The 22,486-nt window shown below is 45.4% G+C and carries 14 protein-coding genes, 1 pseudogene and 1 riboswitch; of the genes and pseudogenes, 3 read left to right on the top strand and 12 right to left on the bottom strand.

From position 1 onward, the window contains the following. Positions 1–23 precede the first annotated feature (23 nt). Complete coding sequence (locus tag AACT18_RS17400) at positions 24–2,477, bottom strand: glycogen/starch/alpha-glucan phosphorylase (protein ID WP_094125831.1); 2,454 nt, start codon at positions 2,475–2,477, stop codon at positions 24–26. Between the two features lie 586 nt (positions 2,478–3,063). Here AACT18_RS17400 and malT point away from each other — a divergent pair. Then, complete coding sequence (malT, locus tag AACT18_RS17395; RefSeq protein WP_094125832.1) at positions 3,064–5,772, top strand: HTH-type transcriptional regulator MalT; 2,709 nt, start codon at positions 3,064–3,066, stop codon at positions 5,770–5,772. A gap of 62 nt (positions 5,773–5,834) precedes the next feature. Here the strand turns inward: malT and AACT18_RS17390 are convergent, their stop codons facing one another. Continuing rightward, on the bottom strand, positions 5,835–6,191 hold the full coding sequence (locus tag AACT18_RS17390) for a YibL family ribosome-associated protein (RefSeq protein WP_026027197.1): 357 nt from the start codon (positions 6,189–6,191) through the stop codon (positions 5,835–5,837). A 292-nt stretch (positions 6,192–6,483) separates the two neighbouring features. On the opposite strand from AACT18_RS17390, the pseudogene AACT18_RS17385 reads away from it, so the two are divergent. After that, a pseudogene (locus AACT18_RS17385) lies at positions 6,484–8,161 on the top strand (methyl-accepting chemotaxis protein). Positions 8,162–8,290: 129 nt separating this feature from the next. Here the strand turns inward: AACT18_RS17385 and AACT18_RS17380 are convergent. The 3 genes from AACT18_RS17380 to AACT18_RS17370 form a co-directional block, all read right to left on the bottom strand. Further along, entirely contained in the window at positions 8,291–8,773 is a 483-nt protein-coding gene (locus AACT18_RS17380) for a YehS family protein (RefSeq protein WP_038148283.1), read from the bottom strand. A 168-nt stretch (positions 8,774–8,941) separates the two neighbouring features. Further along, complete coding sequence (gene ribB / locus AACT18_RS17375) at positions 8,942–9,598, bottom strand: 3,4-dihydroxy-2-butanone-4-phosphate synthase (protein ID WP_094123326.1); 657 nt, start codon at positions 9,596–9,598, stop codon at positions 8,942–8,944. Between the two features lie 92 nt (positions 9,599–9,690). Continuing rightward, positions 9,691–9,847, bottom strand: a riboswitch (FMN riboswitch). Between the two features lie 181 nt (positions 9,848–10,028). Beyond that, positions 10,029–10,166, bottom strand: a complete 138-nt coding sequence (locus AACT18_RS17370) for a hypothetical protein (protein ID WP_013868191.1) — start codon at positions 10,164–10,166, stop codon at positions 10,029–10,031. Positions 10,167–10,311: 145 nt separating this feature from the next. Here AACT18_RS17370 and AACT18_RS17365 point away from each other — a divergent pair, with 145 nt between their 5' ends. Next, entirely contained in the window at positions 10,312–12,210 is a 1,899-nt protein-coding gene (locus AACT18_RS17365) for an SgrR family transcriptional regulator (protein ID WP_094125833.1), read from the top strand. On the opposite strand, the gene AACT18_RS17360 is transcribed toward AACT18_RS17365, so the two are convergent. From AACT18_RS17360 to putA, 7 genes are all read right to left on the bottom strand, one after another. Further along, positions 12,207–13,622, bottom strand: a complete 1,416-nt coding sequence (locus AACT18_RS17360; protein WP_094125834.1) for a coniferyl aldehyde dehydrogenase — start codon at positions 13,620–13,622, stop codon at positions 12,207–12,209. The two genes, AACT18_RS17365 and AACT18_RS17360, sit on opposite strands and share 4 nt — an antisense overlap. 21 nt (positions 13,623–13,643) lie before the next feature. Next, positions 13,644–14,126, bottom strand: a complete 483-nt coding sequence (locus AACT18_RS17355) for an Lrp/AsnC family transcriptional regulator (protein WP_010317305.1) — start codon at positions 14,124–14,126, stop codon at positions 13,644–13,646. Between the two features lie 222 nt (positions 14,127–14,348). Then, positions 14,349–16,238, bottom strand: coding sequence for a methyl-accepting chemotaxis protein (locus AACT18_RS17350; protein WP_094125835.1), 1,890 nt, complete (start codon positions 16,236–16,238; stop codon positions 14,349–14,351). A 217-nt stretch (positions 16,239–16,455) separates the two neighbouring features. Then, entirely contained in the window at positions 16,456–16,683 is a 228-nt protein-coding gene (locus tag AACT18_RS17345; RefSeq protein WP_013868195.1) for a hypothetical protein, read from the bottom strand. 215 nt (positions 16,684–16,898) lie between these two features. After that, positions 16,899–18,389: a sodium/proline symporter PutP gene (putP, locus tag AACT18_RS17340; protein WP_094125836.1), complete on the bottom strand. Its 1,491-nt coding sequence runs from the start codon at positions 18,387–18,389 to the stop codon at positions 16,899–16,901. Between the two features lie 68 nt (positions 18,390–18,457). Continuing rightward, positions 18,458–19,156, bottom strand: coding sequence for a 1-pyrroline-5-carboxylate dehydrogenase (locus AACT18_RS17335; protein WP_017042347.1), 699 nt, complete (start codon positions 19,154–19,156; stop codon positions 18,458–18,460). Between the two features lie 21 nt (positions 19,157–19,177). Next, positions 19,178–22,300: a bifunctional proline dehydrogenase/L-glutamate gamma-semialdehyde dehydrogenase PutA gene (putA, locus tag AACT18_RS17330; RefSeq protein WP_094125837.1), complete on the bottom strand. Its 3,123-nt coding sequence runs from the start codon at positions 22,298–22,300 to the stop codon at positions 19,178–19,180. Positions 22,301–22,486 lie beyond the last annotated feature (186 nt).

Here is a 22,486-nt window from a genome sequence, read left to right as displayed (position 1 = left end):
TAAGGCCTTGGCTTACTTGAAAATTAACGTTTAACGGTTTCTAATTTCCAGATGTTGTCAACGTAGTCACGGATACTGCGGTCAGAACTGAACTTACCCACCAACGCGGTGTTAAGAATCGCTTTCTTCGCCCAGCCAGCCTGGTCACGGTACTGCTTGTCCATCGCCTGATGTGCTTGTACATACGAAGCGAAGTCAGCCAGCACTAGGTATGGATCACCACCATCAAGCAAGCTATCGAACGTGGCTTTCAATTTGCCCGGAGCGCCTGGGGTAAACTCTTCACCCACCAACAAATCCAGTGAAGCCTTAAGCAGCGGATCCGCATTGTAGTAATCATATGGGTTATAACCACTGGCTTTTAACGCTTCGACTCCGTCCACTTCCAAACCGAAGATGTAGATGTTGTCATCACCCACTTCCTCACGAATTTCCACGTTTGCACCATCCATCGTACCTATGGTTAAAGCACCATTTAGCGCCATTTTCATGTTACCGGTACCGGATGCTTCTTTACCTGCGGTAGAAATTTGCTCGGATACATCGGCAGCAGGAATGATGATTTCAGCTATGCTCACGCGGTAATCAGGAATGAAAACTACTTTTAGCTTGTTACCAATGCGCGGATCGTTATTCACTTTTTCCGCAATTTTATTGATGGCGTAGATGATCTCTTTAGCTAGGTGGTAACCCGGTGCCGCTTTAGCCGCGAAGAACACCACGCGCGGCGTCATATCGAACGTTGGGTCATTCACTAAACGATGATACAAAGAGAGAATATGTAACATATTCAAATGCTGACGTTTGTATTCATGCAAGCGTTTGATCTGCACATCAAAGATGGCATTGGTATCAAGCTCAATACCCATGTTCTCTGATACCCAATCAGCCAGACGCTGCTTGTTGTGTTTCTTAACCGCCATAAATTCTTTTTGGAATTTCGCATCGTCAGCGTATTGCGCAATCGCTTCTAGCTGGTCAAGGTGCGCTGGCCACTCAGTGCCAATTTTTTCCGAAATAAGCGCCGACAAACCTGGGTTACAAAATTTCAACCAGCGACGCGGCGTAATGCCGTTTGTTACGTTGTGCAAACGTGTTGGGTAAAGCTCGTGGAATTCTGGGAAAAGATCGCGTTTTACCAACTCAGAGTGCAGCGCTGCCACACCGTTCACAGCGTAAGAGCCAACCACACAAAGGTTTGCCATACGCACTACACGGTGGAAACCATCTTGAATGATGGAGAGTTTTTGCTGTTTCGACACATCACCCGGCCACTTGGCTCGTACTTCTTGCAGGAAGCGGTGGTTGATTTCGTAAATGATTTCCATATGGCGAGGAAGCAAACGCTGGATCAACGACTCGCTCCAGGTTTCGAGTGCTTCAGGCAGTAGCGTATGGTTGGTGTAGGCGAACGTTTTTGAGCTGATCGCCCATGCTTCATCCCAGCCCATGCCTTTCTCATCAATCAAGATACGCATCAATTCAGGAATGGAAATCGTTGGGTGAGTATCGTTTAGCTGAACGGTTTGATATTTAGGAAGATCAGCAATGTCATGACCCGCCGCAGCATGACGACGCAAAATGTCACGCATTGACGCCGCGCTATGGAAATATTGCTGCATCAAACGCAGTGTCTTGCCTTTTTCGTGGTTATCGTTTGGATAAAGTACTTTGGTAATGTTGCCTGCATCAATCAAGGCATGCTGTGCTTCAAAGTAGTTACCGTTGTTGAAATCAGCCAGTGAGAAAGGCGCAATTGCGCGACATTCCCATAAACGAAGTGGGTAAACCGTGTCGCTTTCATAGCCGACGATCGGTAAATCCCAAGGCATTGCTTGGACAAACATACTCGGAATCCAACGGCGTTTTTCCACACCATTGTCATTGATAACGTCAACATGGCCGTAAAAACCAATCTCTTGTGCTAGGTGTGGTCGTGCCACTTCCCACGGGTAGCCTTCAACACAACGCCACTCATCAGGAGCTTCTTGTTGGTGGCCCTCACTAAAAGATTGCTTAAACAAACCATATTCATAATGTAAACCATAACCTACGGTTGGGTACTCTTGCGCAGCACACGAATCCATGAAACATGCCGCAAGTCGCCCTAAACCACCATTACCTAAGGATGGGTCACGTTCTTCTTCTAATAAATCCGTTAGGTTCTGGCCTAAATCAGCCATCGCTTTCGTGATTTGCTCATACAGGCCCATGCTGATGAGGTTGTTGCCCGTTAAACGGCCAATCAAGAACTCAAGTGATAAGTAGTTCAGACCCTTAGCGTTAACAATGCGCTCGTCTTGCTCAGTTTCGAGTAGATCAAACATCGTTAATTCAGCCAGTGCGCGCCCCATTGCGAGATACCATGAACGGCTATCTGCATTTTCAATGGTGGTAGCGTAGGTGGCAGTCAGGTGTTTCTTTACGTTGTCTTGGAACGAAGCTTTATCAAACTTCTTCTGTTGCGTAGGTTTCATTAGCGAAATCTCACTTAGTCGTTTTAATTCATCTTCGGCATATCGTGCATCAGCTACGCAAGGTCGGCATCCTCCTAAAAATGACCTCGTTTAGGAGGAGGGCTCAGGGCGTAGAGGGCGAGCACCAGAGTCGCAGTGATCTATCTCTCATTCGTTGCACATAGCGGTTCATAAGCAGTGATTGTGATCACATCACCCTGCTCACTAGCCTAAATACTGCTCATGACGCTCAGGTTTCGATCAGGAATATCAATCTCTCAATATGAGAATTGGCTCTCAAAAAAATGAGCTTCATTTACAAATCACATGAGATTTTGTACATGCTCAGTTTTTATATAGCGCATAACAAAGAAGTTTTAGTGATTAAAGTCACAATTACAGGGCGTAGATGATGAGTAAATGTGAATCCTGCAAGAATCTCGGGATGGATCAATAAACGTGCGTCACGACATCAAGTAACATCCACACAAAATGAGTGATAGTTCACTTGTGTACTCCTAAATAATGATGCTCTTCTTACTAAGCACCTCCAAAGCTGCGATCAGCTTTTAAGTCAGTAACAAGAACAATAAATGGAATCTGGAAGATGTGGATACCTTCTAAGCTTACTCGTCCCGGCCGCCTACACAACGCCATCGTTCGCCCGCGTGTGTTAGAGCTGCTTGCCCAAGCACCTTGCTACAAACTCGTGCTATTTCGCTCGCCTGCTGGTTATGGAAAAACCACCATGGCAGCGCAATGGTTATCAGACAAGACCAATGTGGGTTGGTATAGCATCGATGAAAGCGACAATGATGCGTTCCGATTTATCAACTACTTACTGCAAGCGATTAATAAAGCGACTCAGCAAAGTTGTCCAAATGCCCAAAAACTGGCCGAGCGACGCCAGTTCTCTTCTTTACACTCGCTATTTAGTGAAGTGTTTTCGGAAATGTCTGGCTTTAACAAAGAGTGCTATGTAGTTCTCGATGATTACCATTTGATAGCCGATGACGATATCCACGAAGCGATGCGCTTTTTCCTCAAACACATGCCAGACAACCTAACGCTGGTCGTCACTAGCCGTGCCACACCCCCATTAGGCACGGCCAACTTGCGCGTACGCGATTTGATGATCGAAATTGGTAACGAGCTACTCGCCTTTGATACCGAAGAAACAACACGCTTCTTTAATCAACGGGTCTCTGATGGCGTGGATGATGATACTGCCAACAACTTGTGCACCTATGTCGAAGGCTGGCCCTCTGCACTGCAATTGATTGCCTTACAAGCACAGCACCAAAAGCGCACGTTGGCGCAGACAGCGGAGTCGGTATCGCAGTTTAATCATGCACATTTATGGGATTACTTAGTTGAGGAAGTGTTTGATCTGCTGGATAAAGAAACGCGCCAATTTTTGATGCAATGCTCGGTGCTCGATCACTTTAATGACGTGTTAGTCTCTGCACTCACCAAACGTGACGACGCGCTGAGCATGATTGAGTCGCTCAACCGCTATGGTTTATTCATTTATCCACTGGAAGGTGAGCACAACTGGTACCGGTTCCACAACTTATTTGCGGAATTCCTCTCTCATGAACGCTTGGCGCGCATCCCGCAGCAGGAGCACGATCTGCACCGTGCCGCCGCGCACGCTTGGTTGCAAGAAGCTACACCTCATCAAGCGTTGCGTCACGCCACGCTCGCCAACGATACTGACTTACTCGCTACTATCTTGACGCAATTTGGCTGGAAGATGTTCAACCAAGGCGAGCTTTTGGCTCTCGAAGAGGCCATTAACCAACTCTCTCCGGCCCAACTCTATCGCGAGCCTAAACTGTGTATGCTACAAGCTTGGCTGGCTCAAAGTCAGCACCGCTACTTTGACGTTGGGGATCTGCTGACCAAATCGACCAACGAGATGAAAGCGCTCAATGTTCAGCTCAGCACCAAAGAACAAGGCGAATTCAATGCCCTACGTGCTCAAGTCGCGATCAACCAAAATGAGCCAGAAAAAGCCTTAGAACTGGCGGAATTAGCGCTAAGCCAACTGGATCACACAGTTTACCGCAGTCGTATTGTCGCCACTTCAGTCGTCGGCGAAGTGAACCACGTGCTCGGTCAATTAAGCCGCGCACTCTCGATGATGCAACAAACCGAAAAGCTGGCACGCCAATATCAGGTTTACCACCAAGCGCTATGGGCATTACTACAGCAAAGCGAGATCTTGATTGCCCAAGGTTATGTGCAAGCCGCTTTTGAAGTACAAGATATTGCCTTCAAATTAATTGAAGAGCAGCAATTACAGCAAGTGCCATTGCATGAATTCTTACTACGGATACGTGCCCAAATCCTGTGGTGCTGGAACCGCTTGGATGAAGCGGAAGAGTGCGCTTATAAAGGACTACGCGTATTGGGCAACCACTCTCCAAGCAAGCATCTGCACAGTTATTCTATGCTGGCGCGTATTGCTATTGGCCGTGGTGAACTCGATAAAGCGGGTAAGTTCATCGAACAAATACAGCACTTACTGAAACAATCGACTTATCACGTAGACTGGACGGCGAATGCTTCGCTCTCACTGATTCTATTTTGGCAAGCTCGTGGCAATGATGAAGCAATGTTGCAGTGGCTCAAGACCACCATTCGACCAGAAAAAGCGTGCAATCACTTTTCACAGCTTCAATGGCGCAATATTGCTCGAGTTCAGATTCACTTAGGTCATTTGGAAGATGCGACTCAAACTTTGACGTTTATGCAGCACGAAGCGCAAACTTATCAGTTGATTACTGACCTAAACCGTAATTTGATCCTCGAAGCCGTTCTAGCCACCACAGTGCACAATGAAGAATTGGCGAAAGAGAAACTCAAAGAGGCGCTACAGTTAACCAATCAGACGGGTATGGTGGGTAACTTTTTAATCGATGGTTCGCAGATCGGCCACTTATTGGAAAAACTCTCTAGCCGAGCTGAATTGGGCGATTTGGAACGCCACCGCGCACAACAGTTAATGAAGGAGATCTCGACCACTCAGCGCAGCCGATCAATCCATTTTGACGAGGATTTTGTTGAGAAGTTAGTTAATCATCCGAATATTCCCGAGCTGGTTCGCACCAGCCCACTCACTCAACGTGAATGGCAAGTCTTGGGGCTTATCTACTCTGGATTTAGCAATGAACAAATTGCACAAGAGCTGGATGTCGCAGGGACCACTATCAAAACCCACATCCGCAACCTGTACCAAAAACTGAATATTGCCAACCGCAAAGAGGCAATCCACACCGCCGAGAATTTATTGCAACTTATGGGCTATTGAGTCGCAGGTATGATCAAAAAGAGCCAGATAATCTGGCTCTTTTCTGTCGTAAAAAATGATGGTTAGAAGGTTTTTGGAGCGAAACCCGTCATCACTTCTAAACGCAGTTCTTTGCCCATTGTTGTCATCGGGTGTACCACGATTAAACCTTTAACTGACTTTTTCAATTGACCTAAATCCGCCTGTTCGGCTTTGGTCAACTCACGAGAAAATGGCATATCGAGCAAACTCTTACGCTCTTTGCTCACCGTATAATTTTGCTTGTGCTTTGCTTGAGCGAGCTTTTTCGTCAGTTGTTCTACTTCATCGGTAAATTTGCTGATCATTACTTGATCGCCACGACCTTTAGCCGCATCGAGCTTATGGCGACACGTATCTAAACGGTTATTGAGTTGTTGAATTTCATTTTTCAGGCTCATGGTCACTGGCTCTTCGAAAGTAAAGTGGGCGCGGAGTATATCACAGACTATCTATACTCTAATATAGAAATTAAGCTTAAAGCGGTGAAATGAAAGCCACTGGCAAGTCATAGAGGGCATAACAACTCTACTTAGCATTCCAATTTGACATAACACCCATTTTTCATATGAAAATATGCTCTTTGTAAGACGCGGTGCCGCAAACTTAGCTAAGCTATATTTATAACAACAACGAGCATGTCAACCGTCAGTTAAAGTACCAAGGCCAATAACATAACAACAGGAAATAACCATGAGCCTGACTATTCGCCAAAGACTCTATGTGCTATCCATTGTTCCGCTACTGATTATTTCGTTAAGTATGATGTATCTCAGTTTTTCAGAAACACAAAAACTGAATCACGAACAAATGGCTGCTACCCGCGCTAGCATGATGGAGATGAAACAAAATGAGCTGCGTTCATATCTGCAAATTGCCGATACAGCGCTCAAATCACTCAAACAAAAGAACGCTCCCCTCAGCGAAGCCATCACAATACTGCGTGACATCGCGTTTGAAAATAGTGGCTATATCTTTGGCTACAATAGTAAAGGGGATCGACTACTACTGGGCCAAAGTAATGCTGGTTTAGGCGATAACTTTTGGAATATGCAAGACACACAGGGCAACTATTTAATCCAAGATTTAATCAAAAATGCCAAAGTCGGCAAATTCACCACCTACTATTTCCCCAAACCGGGAGAAAGCACGCCACTACCTAAATTGGCCTATTCCGCCTACTTGCCACAATGGGATTTAATGATAGGTACTGGCTTTTACACCGATGATATTGATGCCGTCATTGCCAATATGGAGGAGCTTGCTGCTGAAAATATGCAGAGTAGTTTGGTTAATATCGGTTTGATGAGCCTGATCATCATTCTTATCGTCGGGTTTTTCGCCATCATTTTAAACCGCAGTATTATGCGCCCTCTTGAACTATTTGATTTATCGATTCGCTCATTTGCCAGTGGTGACGCCGATTTAACCGCAAGAATGGAGAAATTCAATGCCCCTGAATTTGCAAGATTAAGTGACAACTTCAATGCCTTTGTCTCTAGCTTACAAAGTATCATTGCGCGCGTGCACCAAGGCGCGCGTGCACCAAGTTGGGCAACAGGTTGTGGATGAAACCAATGACATGACACAACGAGCACAACAAGTTGACGCCATTGCATCAGGGCAACGTGAAGAGACCGATCAAGTAGCGACAGCGATGACAGAAATGACCACGACTGCAACAGAGATCTCGAACAACGCCCACCATGCCGCTCAATCGGCAAAAGATGCTGACGACAACGCCAAAGATGCCCATGAAATTGTTGATTCAGCCGCACAATCGGTACAGGATCTCGCCAAAGAGGTCGCTGAAGCGAGCCTTGTGATTTCAAAACTGGAAGGCGATGTGAAAAACATTTCGTCTCTACTTGCGGTTATCCAAGATATTGCGGAACAAACCAATCTACTGGCGTTAAACGCAGCTATTGAAGCGGCTCGCGCGGGCGAGCAAGGACGAGGATTTGCCGTGGTAGCGGATGAAGTCCGAAAATTAGCCAGCCGTACCCAAGACAGTACAGGGCAAATTCATGCCATGATCGGGCAACTGAAAAATGCCTCTGATGCCGCAGTTAAAGCGATGGATTCAAGCCAAAGCCGTAGCTTAAGCACCGTAGAAAAAGCCAATGCCGCATCGACAGCATTACAAAAAATTCAAGACTCTATTGCCACGATTATGGATATGAACGCGCTGATCGCAACTGCAACAGAAGAGCAAAGTATTGTTGGGCAAGAGATATCAGAGCGTATTGTGGTGATATCTGATCAAAGTAGTCAATCGGCTGAACTGGCTAATCAGAACCAAGCGGGTAGCCAGCAGTTGAATAGCCGAGCCAACGAACTCTATGAGTTGGTGGACCGCTTTAAAGTTTAGCAAGAAGAGGTAAAACTGATATTCGTAAGCGTCAGAATGAAGATCGTTGATCACTAAGTAAAAAAGCCATGTCAACATGGCTTTTTTCAATGAAGAGATCCCTAATGACTTACAGGAGATTTCTTTGGTTTAATCGATTTTTTCTTGATATTCGCGTTTATCTTCTGGACGCAGTTGACGCTGAACACCCATTAAAAAATTACGCAGGATCTGATCTTTACATTCACGGTAGTGTTTATTGTCAGGCTTGCGGAAAAATGCATTGAGCTCGTGCTTACTTAAACGAAAATCGATAAAAGCTAATGTGTCTAAAATATCTTCTGCTTTCATATCCAGCGCAATACGCAATTTCATGAAAATCATATTATTGGTTAAGCGTGTTTCAGGCTGAGGTTGTTCACCATCGCGTTTACCACGCTTTGTATTGATTAAACCATTGAGAAATATCGCTAGATCCACATCACTCAACACAGATTCCGTCTCTTTGTTTAGCCAAGTAGTCACTTGCTCTTGAGTAACGCAGCCGTCCGCCGCAGCAAAAATCTCAACCATAGCTGAGTCTTTAAAGTCAAAAGTGTAGCGAATACGGCGTAAAATATCGTTATTGGTCAAAATAGATCCTAGGGTTAGATTTCCAGTGCCATCAAGATGACAGACTGTGAAGAAATAGCGCGCCACTGTAGCAGAAGAGCGATCGGACACCTATCTATTTTACTAGATGTAGAGCAATAGAGAAGATGCCGACTGGCCCAAAGAAGCTTTATCTCTGGGCCATCACAGTTAGGCTAATTTGAAATCATACCTTGTTCGATACAGCACCATATCTTCAATCGTCAATACAGGCATATTGTGCTTTTGCCCGAACGCAACGATCTCGGGTGTTTTGGCCATGGAACCGTCAGGATTGGTGAGTTCACACAATACACCCGCAGGCATTAAACCCGCCATTTGCATAAGATCAACCGTCCCTTCTGTATGCCCACGACGAGCCAAAACGCCCCCCGCCCGAGCACGAAGTGGGAAAACATGGCCGGGGCGTGCAAGATCATCGGCTTTAGCATCAAAGCGGGCCGCGGTTTTTATTGTGGTCACTCGGTCTTGCGCTGAAACGCCCGTAGTTACACCTGTTTTTGCTTCAATCGAGACAGTAAAAGCGGTTTGGTTTGCGCTATTGTTATGCATGACCATCGGGGGCAGTTGCAGTTGATTAGCCTGTTCATCGGTCAAACATAGGCAGACGATGCCACTGCATTCACGGATCATCAGTGCCATTTGTTGTGTGGTCAGTGACTCAACCGCATAAATGATATCGCCTTCATTTTCACGATCTTCATCATCAAGCAACAACACACCTCGCCCTTCTTTAAGCGCAGACAGTGCGTTTTCAACACGAGTAATAGGGTCGCCAAATTTGGCAAGTAGAGATAGCTGATTCATGGTTGTACTCCTAAAAAATCACCAGAATCAGGGCTGCTATGAGGGATCAAATCCAAAACAAATTGCACCAGCTAGCGAACTAACTGGCGTCTCTTCATTCTCTCTCATCCGGACTATAACCGTCGGCTCTGGTTTTTCACCAGATCTGCTGACCTCGATACATCGAGCGCTCGCGGGCTCATCTGCCTTCTCAACTGAAAAAACAAACACACCGCCGGTGGGGAATTTCACCCCGCCCTGAGAATTTAAACTATAAATTGGCTTTAAAAAAGCGATGTCATGGTAGTCGTTTACGATAAAGATGAAAAGTAGGACGAAGAAAAAGTGATGTATATCGAAAAGGAAAGGCATCCTGCAATTATGCAGTTGGGGGTAACAGGAGCATAGCTAACTCAAGAGTTTAGGGTATGCAAGATGCCTTTATTCATGGTCACCAGTGACATAAATGAATCAGAGCTAAAATCGCCATTACCTCTATAGGGTTACGTGATTTTTCTAAACGCTGGCGGTAATAGATCGCCAGCGGTGTTGGCTGTTTGGTGTCAGTCGTTATGGGGTCGTTCATCATTCACCTCCTCAGCTATCGATGCGTTGATTGTGAATCAAAACAAGGAATACAAAAACTGAGAATTTTTTATTTTTTAATTCCTCATATCATCGAAATTAGCCTTAAAACGATATTTAAAAACTAAAAATCAATAAATGAGGAACAAATAATCATTAATATTTCTTATTTGGTTCTTCATAAATTCGCTACTATACCCAAACAACTTGACCATCAAGGAGGGCAAAGCGCAAGGCCGTGCGAAGAACTGAACTGCCTATCTCTTCCCTTTCATCCAGAGGATTTGCGAGTGTCTGATCTTACTTTATTACGTTATTACACACGCCTGACCGTGCTTGGTGTGGGTCAAGAGATTAAAGTGTCGTTAACACAGGTTGCAGAATGTTTATTCACCTCACCGCGTCATGCACGAAATCTGGTGGCTAAAATGCAGCAACAAGGTTGGCTCAATTGGCAACCCAAAGTCGGACGTAACCAACGCTCGATACTGCGCCTGAACCTCGATTTAGACACAATCAAACAAACGCTCGCGAAAGAGCAAATTTTGGCTGGGAAATATGAAAAAGCCTTAACCATACTAGATAATGATGAGGTAGTGTTTGGGCGTTTGTTGCAAAGTACTTCCGGCGCATCTATTCGCGAAGGTCGCTTACACATTCAACTGACATATAAACGACCATTTGAACGGCTAGTGCCCCATCAAATACAACGTAGTAGTGAGCGATTTCTGCTCAGGCAAATCTATTGCTGCCTCATCCAGTGTGATGAACAAGGACGCTTTCATCCAGAATTAGCCCATCACTGGGAGTATGATGCGCAGCATTTTCAGTGGGTATTTTATCTTCGCCCCGGATTAGCGTTTCACGATGGCTCACCGATTGATGCTAATACGATCGTGAGTTTATTTGCCAAACTCTCTAGTTTGGAAGAGTACAAAAAAGAGCTCGCGCATTTGGTTGATGTAAGCGCACCACAACCACAAAAAGTAGTATTTTCTCTTAATCAATCTGATTTAGGATTTGCAGGGTTGCTCTCTGGCGTCAAATATTCAATTCAACCAGCCAGCCAAGTGAACAATGCATACTCCCCAATGGTGACAGGTTGTGGCCCATTTCAAGTTCAAGATCACTCACCTCACAAACTCATTTTAAGCGCATTTGACCAATTCTATGGCTGCCGAGCTTTAACGGATCACGTCACAATTTGGATTTTAAATGAAGACGAGTTGTACCCTCAAGGCATGCATATCAAACAAAAAAATCAGCAACAAAACATCTCTTGCCACCACGATGTAGAGCTGAGTAACGTTGAAGAACTGGCGATCATCACCTCTAATCAATCATCAAGAGTAGAAGATGGTTGCATGTTTATTTTGTTCAATCAAGGTGCTCATTCACCTCTTAATGAAAATCAGAAACGCTACCTAGCTACCGAGATATCTGGAGAAAAACTAGAGCACTATTTAGCACAACAACCAACTAAGTTTGACGCAGTCGTTGCCAGTAACCTACTGCCAGTATGGCAACCTGTGGTGCGACCACCAGCGCCCAAAACAAACCTGCCAAATCAAATCTCGATTGCCGTCTATGACTACACGGTACTGATTCATTGCGCCTTCGGTGTGAAACATATTTTAGAGGAGATGGGGCTGACTGCTGCCGTCAACATTTACTCCTACCGAGAATTGAATTTTCTGGCCCAGCAAGGCAAATTGTACGAAACCATAGTTATCACCAATATTAATTTAGATGACAATCGGCATTTCAGTGCATTTAGCCACTTATTTGGCAACCCAATGTTGCACCATTGCATTGGCCCCGCAGAGAGCCAATGGCTGCTCAAAGCGTTAATCGACATTCGATCAACGACACCATTGACACACTACCTTATCGCGTTGGAACCGCTAGCATCGAGTTTGATCAACGAATACTGCCTCGTCCCTTTGTTCCACCATAAGCAAACATTACGTTTTCAGGGTGTGCTCAAAGACGTTGCACTGACCAACTGGGGATGGCCTGATATTAAAAATGTGTGGTCCATTGATTAGCGAATAAATAGCCTGCGTAATATTGCCAGCATCACTAAACGATAACGCAGCATCCACTGGCTACGTGGCAACCAACGCTTAGAAAACAATACGGTTTTGGCGTGTGAAAAGGTCTTAAAACCTTCAATCCCGTGATAGTGCCCAACCCCAGAATCGCCAATACCGCCAAAGGGGGCATCATCGGCGGCCACATGTAACAGAGTATCGTTCACAGCTAGGCCACCACTATGCGTTTGTGTACTAACCTGTTTGATCACCTCGTGATCATCACTCATTAAATATAAAGCTAACGGACGTGGGCGAGCGTTGATATAAGCTATCGCTTCATCCAAACTGTGATAACTCAATATCGGCAATATGGGGCCAAATATCTCATGTTGGGATAACAACATATCAACCTTCAAATTCGTCACTAAGCAAGGCAAAAATTGATACGTTCCCGCTTTTGCATCGCCTTCTACGGGATGCAATGTGGCCCCTTTTTGTTTAGCATCGTCTAAGTATTGTTGCAGCCTATCAAACTGGGTTTGATTAATAATATGTGACGTATCATAGCCATCTTTAGTGGAAAAATAGCGCTTAAAGCGTTGCAGATAGAGCTCCACAAAGGCTTGTTGTTTGCCTTCCGGCAGTAAAACATAATCAGGAGCAACACAGATCTGCCCTGCATTGATGGCTTTGCCAAGCATGATGTTATCAACGCTACGCGCAAGGTCAGCATCAGGTGCAATGATCACGGGGGATTTCCCGCCAAGCTCTAACGTTACTGGTGTTAGGTTTTTCGCAGCCGCTTGGGCAACCAATTTACCTACCGGTGTTGACCCCGTAAATAACAGATGATCAAAGGGTAACGCACTGAACTGTGCGGCAACGTCAGCTCCACCTTCTACAGTATCAACCGCTTCATCGACCGTCGCAAAAATACGCATCAACACTTGGTTGGTGCAGGGCGTATGTTCGCTCAATTTGACCATAGCGCGATTACCTGCTGCCAATGCGGTGACTAATGGAGCCATACTGAGCACGATAGGAAAATTCCAAGGTACAATCACCCCCACAAGACCCAAGGGTTGATAGTGAACGCTCACTGTCGACGGCAGTAATAGCCAACCAGCATGACGCGATTGCGATTTTGTCCACGATTTGAGGTGTTTTAGCGTGTAATTAATGTGTGAAACGGCCGGTAGCAGATCGCAAACCGTACTATCAAAGCGACTCCGATAACCATAATCCTGATTTAAGGCCTCAACGAGCGCGGCCTGTTCACTGAGTAACGCGGTTTTTAAGCGCTGCAACCAAATACGTCTTTGCTCAAGGCTAGGATACGGCTCTGCTATTGTCTGCTGTTTTAATCTAGTAAAAAGTGTCGTAACGTCTTTAGTTAAGGACTGTTGCTGTTCTGTTTCTTGCACCGTATTTCACCTCATTCGCAGCTAAGGCAGCGTCTTGGAAATGAGCTCAGGATTAATGCCAAAGCTGGCTTTATGTTCTTCAATCACAAATTCACTGCGCGTTTGAATCACTCCCGGCAATGTACCCAACTTGCCAGACATAAAACTTTGGTAGGCTTTCATATCTTTCACTCTCACTTTGATCATGGTGTCAAAATCACCGGACAATGAATAACATGCTTCAATTTCTGGGATGTCCGCCACTGCTTGTGAAAAGCGCTCAAAAATAGAGAAACTGGTTTGATCCAATCGAATATGAATGAACACTTGTACATCCAGACCTAACTTTTCTGGGCACAGTTCTGCATGGTAGCCTTTGATGTACCCTTCCTTTTCTAAGCGTTTGACACGATCAGAACAAGGAGATGTGGTTAAATTCACCAACTTTGCCAGCTCAACAACGGGAAGCCGTCCTTTACTGTGCAAAATACGTAAGATCTGTTGGTCGATGCGGTCTAGGCTCATGGTTTTGCACGGCGCTCTCAAAAGAAGTGATATGGCATACAATAATGGCTTACAGCGTTAAACCAACCTATCATCACAAGGCATTGTGATATAAATCACATAGAATAGAGGAACGTTATAATAAAAAGACTGAGGAGAAAAAAGGAAAAGAAAGTGAGCAAGCACCCACTTTCTTGTTTGTAATCTATTTATCGCCTCTTTACTTTGAGTACGTTGAGATGATTACAGTTTGAAACGAGAAATTTCTTTATCTAACTCATTCGCTAAACGGTGCATTTCATGAGCTTGTTGCACTGCATTTTGCGCATCACTGGCGAGTTGGTCGCTGACTTCACGTACCGATTCGGTGTTGCCATTAATATCCGCTGTCACCAAAGATTGCTCTTCTGCTGCTGATGCAATTTGTGTTGCCATATCACTGATCATCTGAATGGCTTCGCTGATTGCGTGTAAGCTTTCTCCTGTATGGTTCACATCTTGCACACTTGTTTCGACCAGTTTATGGCTTTCCGTCATGACAGAAACAGCATTGGTCGTTACCTTTTGCAAACCGGAAATTTTAGACTGGATCTCCTCGGTAGAGGCATGAGTGCGCTGAGAAAGCACTCGGACTTCATCAGCTACAACCGCAAAGCCGCGACCTTGCTCTCCGGCGCGCGCCGCTTCAATCGCCGCATTCAAGGCCAACAAATTTGTCTGCTCTGCAATCGAACGAATGGTCGACAGAATGGTTGAAATCTCATTAGCGTGCACTTCTAATTCACCAATGATGCCCACAGCACTGCTAAGCTCTTGTGCTAACTGATTGATTGACTGTTTGCTTTGCTGCATCTGGCGATAGCCTTGTGCACCAAGCTCAACCGATTCATTGGCATTTTTAGCGGTATTATCAGCATTGCCCGCGATTTCAGCGGTCGCAGACGCCATTTCAGTTACCGCAGTTGCAACCATAGTAATTTCATCTTGTTGAGTACGAATCCGTTCACTACGTTGACTGGCTGAGCTCGCGGCCTGTGTCGCTCCTTGGTTAAGGGAGACGGAAACATCACGTACGCTTTGCACCATGACATGGATGCGATCGACAAATTTATTGAACTTATCTGCTAAGATACCGACTTCATCGTCACTGCGAACGGCTAAACGACGGGTTAAATCGCCATCACCTTCGGCGATATCTGACAAAGCTTGAGCAATATTACTCAACTCATTCAACTGACGAGCGACGAACCATGAGGTCGCTAATGCCAAGATCACTAAAATCATCAAGCCAATCAAGCTCTGTTTCAATAGCATGTCATTGAGTGGCTGTTCGAGAACCGTTTTGTCCATCACCATAACCAACAGCCAGTCGGTATGTTCAATACTTTGCGCCATCAATACTTTGGCCTGACCATCAATATCAACAAAGAGTGGTAATTGAGAATTTGCCGCCTCTGATATGCTTTGAATGGTCAGTTGTGAGGCCATTTCTTGGGTAGGTTTTAAAATAAGCTCTTGATTGGGATGGGCAACAATTAGCCCCTTGGTATTCACCAAAATAGCATTGCCCTTCCCGGGAACCTCAATAGCTAAGACGTCCTTGATCAATTTACCCAAAGCTAAATTGGAAGCGGCGACGCCAATCAGTTGGCCATTTTGACGGACAGGTTCTGCCAATGTCACCACTAAGGTTTGCATGGTAACGCTGACGTAGGGGGCGGTTGTGATCGGTTTACCCGCGACTTTGGCTTCTTTATACCAACCACGCTCACGAGGATCATAACCATTTTGGTTACGCGATCCGTCATTGCGGATCATATCGCCCTGTTCATTACCGTAATAACTCAGCCCAAATTCACCAGACTCCAAGGTTTGGCGTAGGTGAGGAACAATGTCTAATTGTGGATTACGCTCGATTTCGTTTTTTAATCCTAGCAGCGTTTTTTGTTTGCTATTAAACCAGTCACCAATCCCTTTTGCATGAGCCTGTAATGTATTACGCGCTTCACTCTCAATCGCTCTCCAGCTGTCGGTTTTAAAGGTTTGATAGCCAACCATAACCAATGCAGCGGCTGTCAATGTAATAGCAGCAACCACAGAGAACACCATTTTTCTCTTTAAACTCAATTGCATTGCAATGCTCCTTGAAGCTTGTTCACCAAAGTAATGGGCTTGAGAATATTACAACTATGGATTATTACTTTGCCTAAGTTCCCAATACTTGACACTCGTGCAATAGAACGGTGGTGAATGTGCACTAAATCAAACTTAGTCAGCCGAATAAAAGCAAAATTATCTTTTGAGCGAGAGGCGCACTACGCCAAAAAACTTAGCGCAGTGCTGGAAGTATTTAGAGAACGCGGACGCGTGAGAAGTCGGTGTGGCTTAATGTTGATGGGTGATTACATACTCGGCAAAAACCTTGCTTTTCCATTTTGTAATGAGGTTCACCTTGTATAATGAGCGCAAAAAACTTTTGAACACCTTGCCACGTTGAACAAGGTTCTGACTGACAGCGCTTCATCACGACTTTATGTGGTGTCTCTTTACGACAACAGGTGCAATAAGCTTTTGACATGGTCCAATAATCCCTACAATTTGCATCATTATTGATAATTGACACATTTTGCGCCTACAGGTTCATTTTTCTCAAACTTTAGTGTGTGTTTCGTGAGCTATCTTCAAAAAACGTCCATCCCAATCTCCTTATTTTCTGCTAAGCACACTACACAATCTAACCTGTACAAAAAAGCCCCTCAGAAAGGGGCTAGTTATTGAACAACGGTATGAATGTCAATCTAGTTCAACCAGCTGCTTTTTAAAGGTCACGTGCTGTGCTCTCACGCTCTCTTCGGGTTCAGCTGTCGCTAAGCTCACCACAACGATCGCAAGTACAGAGAAAATGATCCCAGGAACAATTTCATACACATCAAACCAACCGCCAGACAGTTGTTTCCAAACCACAATGGTCACGCCACCAACAATAATGCCGGCTAGTGCACCATTGCGGTTCATTCGAGACCAATAAAGGCTCAATACCACTGCAGGGCCAAATGCGGCGCCAAAGCCCGCCCATGCATACGAAACTAAGCCGAGCACGGAACTATCTGGTGTCATGGCCAGCACTAACGCAACGATAGAAATTAGAATCACAGCAAAGCGGCCAACACGAACTATCTCCTCCGACGTTGCATCTTGCTTGATGACTTGCTTGTAAAAATCTTCCGCTAACGCAGAGGAAGAAACTAATAATTGCGAGTCAGCGGTACTCATAATTGCCGCAAGAATAGCCGCAAGCAAAATACCTGCAATAACTGGATGGAAAATCGCATTCACTAGCAGCATGAAGATTTTTTCACCATCTGCCAGCTCCAGCGAACCTGTGTTCGTCACATAAACAAGCCCAACTAAGCCAACTAATAGGGCTCCCGCCATGGATAAACCGGTCCAAATTACCGCAATACGACGTGCAGTGGTGAGATCTTTATTTGAGCGGGAAGCTTTAAAGCGCGCCAAAATATGGGGTTGACCAAAATAACCAAGCCCCCATGCCATTAATGAGATAATGGCAACACCCGTTAACGGCTCACCTTTCACATCATGCCACAGCGTCAATAGCTCTGGGTTTATTGCGAATAGATCTTGACTCAGTTGACCCAAACCACCGTTGATTGCCGCGATGGGCACAATCATTAATGCCGCTGCCATCAATAGGCCTTGCACTAAGTCAGTCCAAGAAACGGCTAAAAATCCACCAAACAGTGTATAAGACACCACACAAATGGTGCCAATAATAACTGCGGTTGAATAATCTAAACCAAATACCGTTTCAAATAGTTTACCGCCAGCCACAAGGCCAGAACTGGTATAAAAGAGGAAGAACAGCAAAATAAAGAAGGCTGAAATGGTTTGAATCAGTTTAGATTTATCATTAAAACGGCGTGATAAAAATTCAGGTAATGTTAATGAATCTGTCGTGATGCTATAAGTGCGCAAGCGCTTAGCATTCACTAACCAGTTCGCCCATGTGCCCAATAATAAGCCACCCGCTAGCCAGAAAGCCTCAATACCAGCGGCGTACGCGTAACCAGGTAAACCGAGCAATAACCAACCGCTCATATCAGATGCACCCGCCGATAAAGCCGCAGGCCAAGGGCCCAGTGATCGCCCTCCTAAGAAATAATCTGCGGAGTTTTTCGTTCGAAGGTATGCAACCACACCAATAGCCAGCATCAAAATAAGATACAGGATAAAGGTGGTTGTAATAGCAAAGCTATTTTCCATTGTGTTTGTCCTCTTTAAAAGATCGCCTTCCATGTCCTCTTCCGAAGAAGAGGATAAAACAGAAAGGATTAATGGGTTTCGCTACCAAGCTCAAGCAAGGTCGCATTACCACCCACTGCTGTTATATTTATTGTGCGAGTACGCTCGGTAATAAAGCGCAACGATAAGTGAGGATCATGAGCCACGGGGATCGCGCTCAAGTCCGTTTCAGAAACTAGGCTGACAATCGCACCATTACGATCAGCTAGCTGACGGTTGAGGCTACGCTCAACCGAAGTGTTCCCAACGTAACCTACACTTCGAACGTCCGACGCCATCAACGGATGATAAGCATCAAAAGACGTAAACTGAATGAGATTAGTAGGGAGTGTTGACTGCTCAAATGCCGCTTGCAGTGTTCGAATCAACATCGCATCGTCACTACATAAGACGACGCTATTGCCTGCCACAAGAGCGGCACAAAGCTGAGCTGCCACCGCCTGTTGCGCTTTATCACTGTGTTCACCTTGGATGATCACAGCCACGCCCCGACCTGCGGTGTATAGCTCATTGGTTTCTCCAGTAGGACCGATCAATTGATGCGAATGCGCCAACAGCGCCGATGCCTGATGAAGATGGTAAGAAATCACTGTTGCCAGTTGTGGCATAGCGCTTTCTAGTAGATTTTTAAATGAAAGTAAGCACTCACATTTAGAATCAAAATCGGTGATATTCCAATTTTCCCATGCTGAAAAAGCGTCAGAAAAACGTGTTACTTGATGAACCATGCTAATTCTCCTGAGCCTTTATTACTGAGAAAATTCAGTTTGAGTAAAACGGTATAAGTAATGTGGGCCACCTGCCTTTGGTCCGGTACCAGAAAGCCCCTGCCCACCAAATGGTTGCACGCCCACCACCGCACCCACTTGATCACGGTTGATGTAACAGTTACCTACTCGGGCGTGTTTTTCTATCCAACGATACGTCGTTTCATTGCGGCTATGGATCCCCATGGTTAAACCAAAACCAGTTTGATTAATTTGCTGCACTACATCGGCCAGCTCACGCGCTTTAAAGCGCACGATATGCAAGATCGGCCCAAATTGTTCTTCGGTTAAGCAGTGAATATCTGAAATTTCAAAAGCCGCTGGCGGTACAAAATCACCGTGTTGGCACTCCGAACTGAGCTCTAATTGCGCAACTTTGGTCTGTGTCTTGGTCATCTGTTCAATGTGAGAGAACAACTTTTGTTTGGCTTTTTCATCAATAACAGGGCCGACATCTGTACTGTGGAGGTAAGGAAGACCAATCTTGAGCTCATTCATCGCACCATGAATCAAGCTGATGATGCGATCGGCAATATCCTGTTGAACAAATAGCACTCGTAATGCAGAGCAGCGCTGCCCAGCCGAAGCAAAGGCAGAACGAATCACATCTCTCACCACTTGCTCGGGTAAAGCCGTACTATCAACGATCATCGCGTTTTGCCCACCCGTCTCTGCAATCAACGGCACTGGCGCGGCGTCACGTTGAGCGAGAGCTTGATTGATGCGTTGCGCGGTCGCCGTTGATCCAGTGAACGCGACACCTGCAATGGCAGGGTGAGAAGTCAGCGCACTGCCAATTTCTGCACCACGTCCAGGTAACAATTGGATAACGCCAGCAGGAAAGCCAGCTTCCAGCATCAGTTCCACGGCACGCGAAGCAATCAAACTGGTTTGTTCTGCGGGTTTGGCAACGACCGTATTACCCGCAACTAACGCTGCCGTGATTTGCCCAAGAAAAATCGCAAGAGGGAAGTTCCATGGGCTAATACACACGAAAACACCGCGACCTTCACGGCTTACTTTTCGCTTTTCATTATCAAAACTCGTCACTTCAAAGGGTGTTAACGCGGAAACTTGTTTGGCGTAATAGCGACAAAAATCTACCGCTTCGCGGACTTCATCAATGCTATCGTGAATGGTTTTCCCTGCTTCGTGATGACAAATGGCGACCAGTTCAGCCAAGTTCTCTTCGAGTAAATCAGCAAGTTTATCAAGTTTGCCCGCGCGAACGCTGTGCTCTTCTTGCTTCCAAGCAGCAAAGGATTGCTCCGCTATTGAGATAGCTTCGGAAACATGATCAAGGTTGGCAAATACCACTTGTCCAACATGCTTCCTACGGTCATAAGGCGCAGTCACAACTTCCGGCGATGCCCCTGCCTTGATCATGCTTTCGAGCAGAGCAACACCATTGATGATAGGAGAAGCATGCCACTGTTTACTGAGCCAACATTCTACTTTCGCTTCAAAAGGCGTTGCCTCACTTTCAATATCAATATTGACACCATAGGAATTAACGCGCTCGGTAAAGATGTGCGGTGGCAAAGGAATTTTGTTATTTGGTAAAGAATCAAACGAGAGCAACATATCGACGGGATGTTGCGTTAACGTATCAATAGGACAACGAGCATCAACTAAACGATGCACAAACGAACTGTTCGCACCATTTTCAAGCAATCTACGAACTAAATAAGGCAGTAAGTCTTTATGACTACCTACTGGAGCATAAATTCGCACCGATTGTTGATAGGCTTTCATTGCATGATGATAAAGAGCATCACCCATGCCATGCAGACGCTGGAACTCAAAATCTTTGTGTTGTGACATCACCGCAATCGCGGTCACGGTTTGTGCATTATGACTGGCAAATTGAGGGAAAATATGGCCACGAACGCCCTCGCTTAAAAGAAAACGAGCGCAAGCCAAATAGGCTACATCAGTAGCTTCTTTACGTGTGTATACCGGATAGTTGCTGTAGCCACTTTGCTGAGACCACTTCACTTCGCTATCCCAATACGCCCCTTTGACTAAACGCAGTGGGATCACATCACCTTGCTGTTTCGCCAACCCATTAAGCCAAACTAAAACGGGTAAAGCGCGCTTAGAGTAAGCTTGTACAACTAAACCAAATTTCCCCCACCCTTTCACGGGTTCACTGCGATATATCTTTTCAAATAGCTTTAATGACAGCTCTAAACGATCTGCTTCTTCTGCATCAATAGTGATCGCCACATCCAGCTCGATAGCACGGGCTAAAAGCTGTAGCAGTGTGCTATAAAGCTCGCTCAGCACGCGCTCTTGATTAGCCACTTCATAACGCGGATGCAATGCAGAAAGCTTGATTGATACGGACGGTGCCGGGCTGGTTGATAAGCCATATTTCTCGCGGCCAACCGCCTCAATCGCCATCAAATAATCTTTGAAATATTTATTGGCATCGGCCGTGGTTAACGCCGCTTCGCCGAGCATATCAAATGAATATGTATAGCCTTTATCACGCATAGGACGGCCATTTTTTTGTGCTTCTTCAATCGTTCGGCCTAGCACAAATTGGTGGCCCATCACCTTCATCGCTTGGTGCATCGCCTTACGAATCACTGGCTCAGAAAGCTTATTCACTAGACGATTAACCGCCTGCGTTGGACTAGTCGTATCCACATCAGCAAGGCCAATCACTTTACCAGTCAGCATCAACCCCCACGTGGACGCATTGACAAAGACAGAGTCAGAATTTTTCAGATGAGATTTCCAATCTGCAACGCTGAGCCGATCTTTAATAAAAGCATCCGCGGTTTCCGCATCGGGAATGCGCATCAGAGCTTCAGCCAAACACATCAACAAAATACCTTCTTGCGTATCTAAACTGTACTCAAGTAATAAGGCATCGATCATTTGCACCGCTTTTTTGTCGGCTCGGATCGCTTCGATTAACTGGGTTGTTTTATTTAATATCGCCGATTTTTCTGATTCTGTAGCTGTTGCCAGCGGTAATAACTGCTTCAGCCATTGAGATTCGTCCACCATATAAAGTGGAGAGATCAGCGACCACAGCTTATCAAGCGGTTGCTCGATAAACTCTGCATTCAACACATCTGTTGCTGTAAACATGCGTTTTCCTCAATCTCACTCCCGAAAAAGGTCGGGTTTCCTGCAATGGCTGGCAGTGTATTTTGAGCGCGAGAAGAATACTTGTCAAAAACTCCGAGTTTTTTGCTAAAAACTCTGGCTATTAACAAAATAAAAACACAATCACATCAATTGACATCATGCACAAAGCAGAAAATAGCAACATTG

The organism is Vibrio sp. V04_P4A5T148, assembly GCF_963875605.1.
Classification (GTDB): domain Bacteria; phylum Pseudomonadota; class Gammaproteobacteria; order Enterobacterales; family Vibrionaceae; genus Vibrio; species Vibrio anguillarum.
This window is presented reverse-complemented; position numbering and strand designations above follow the sequence as displayed.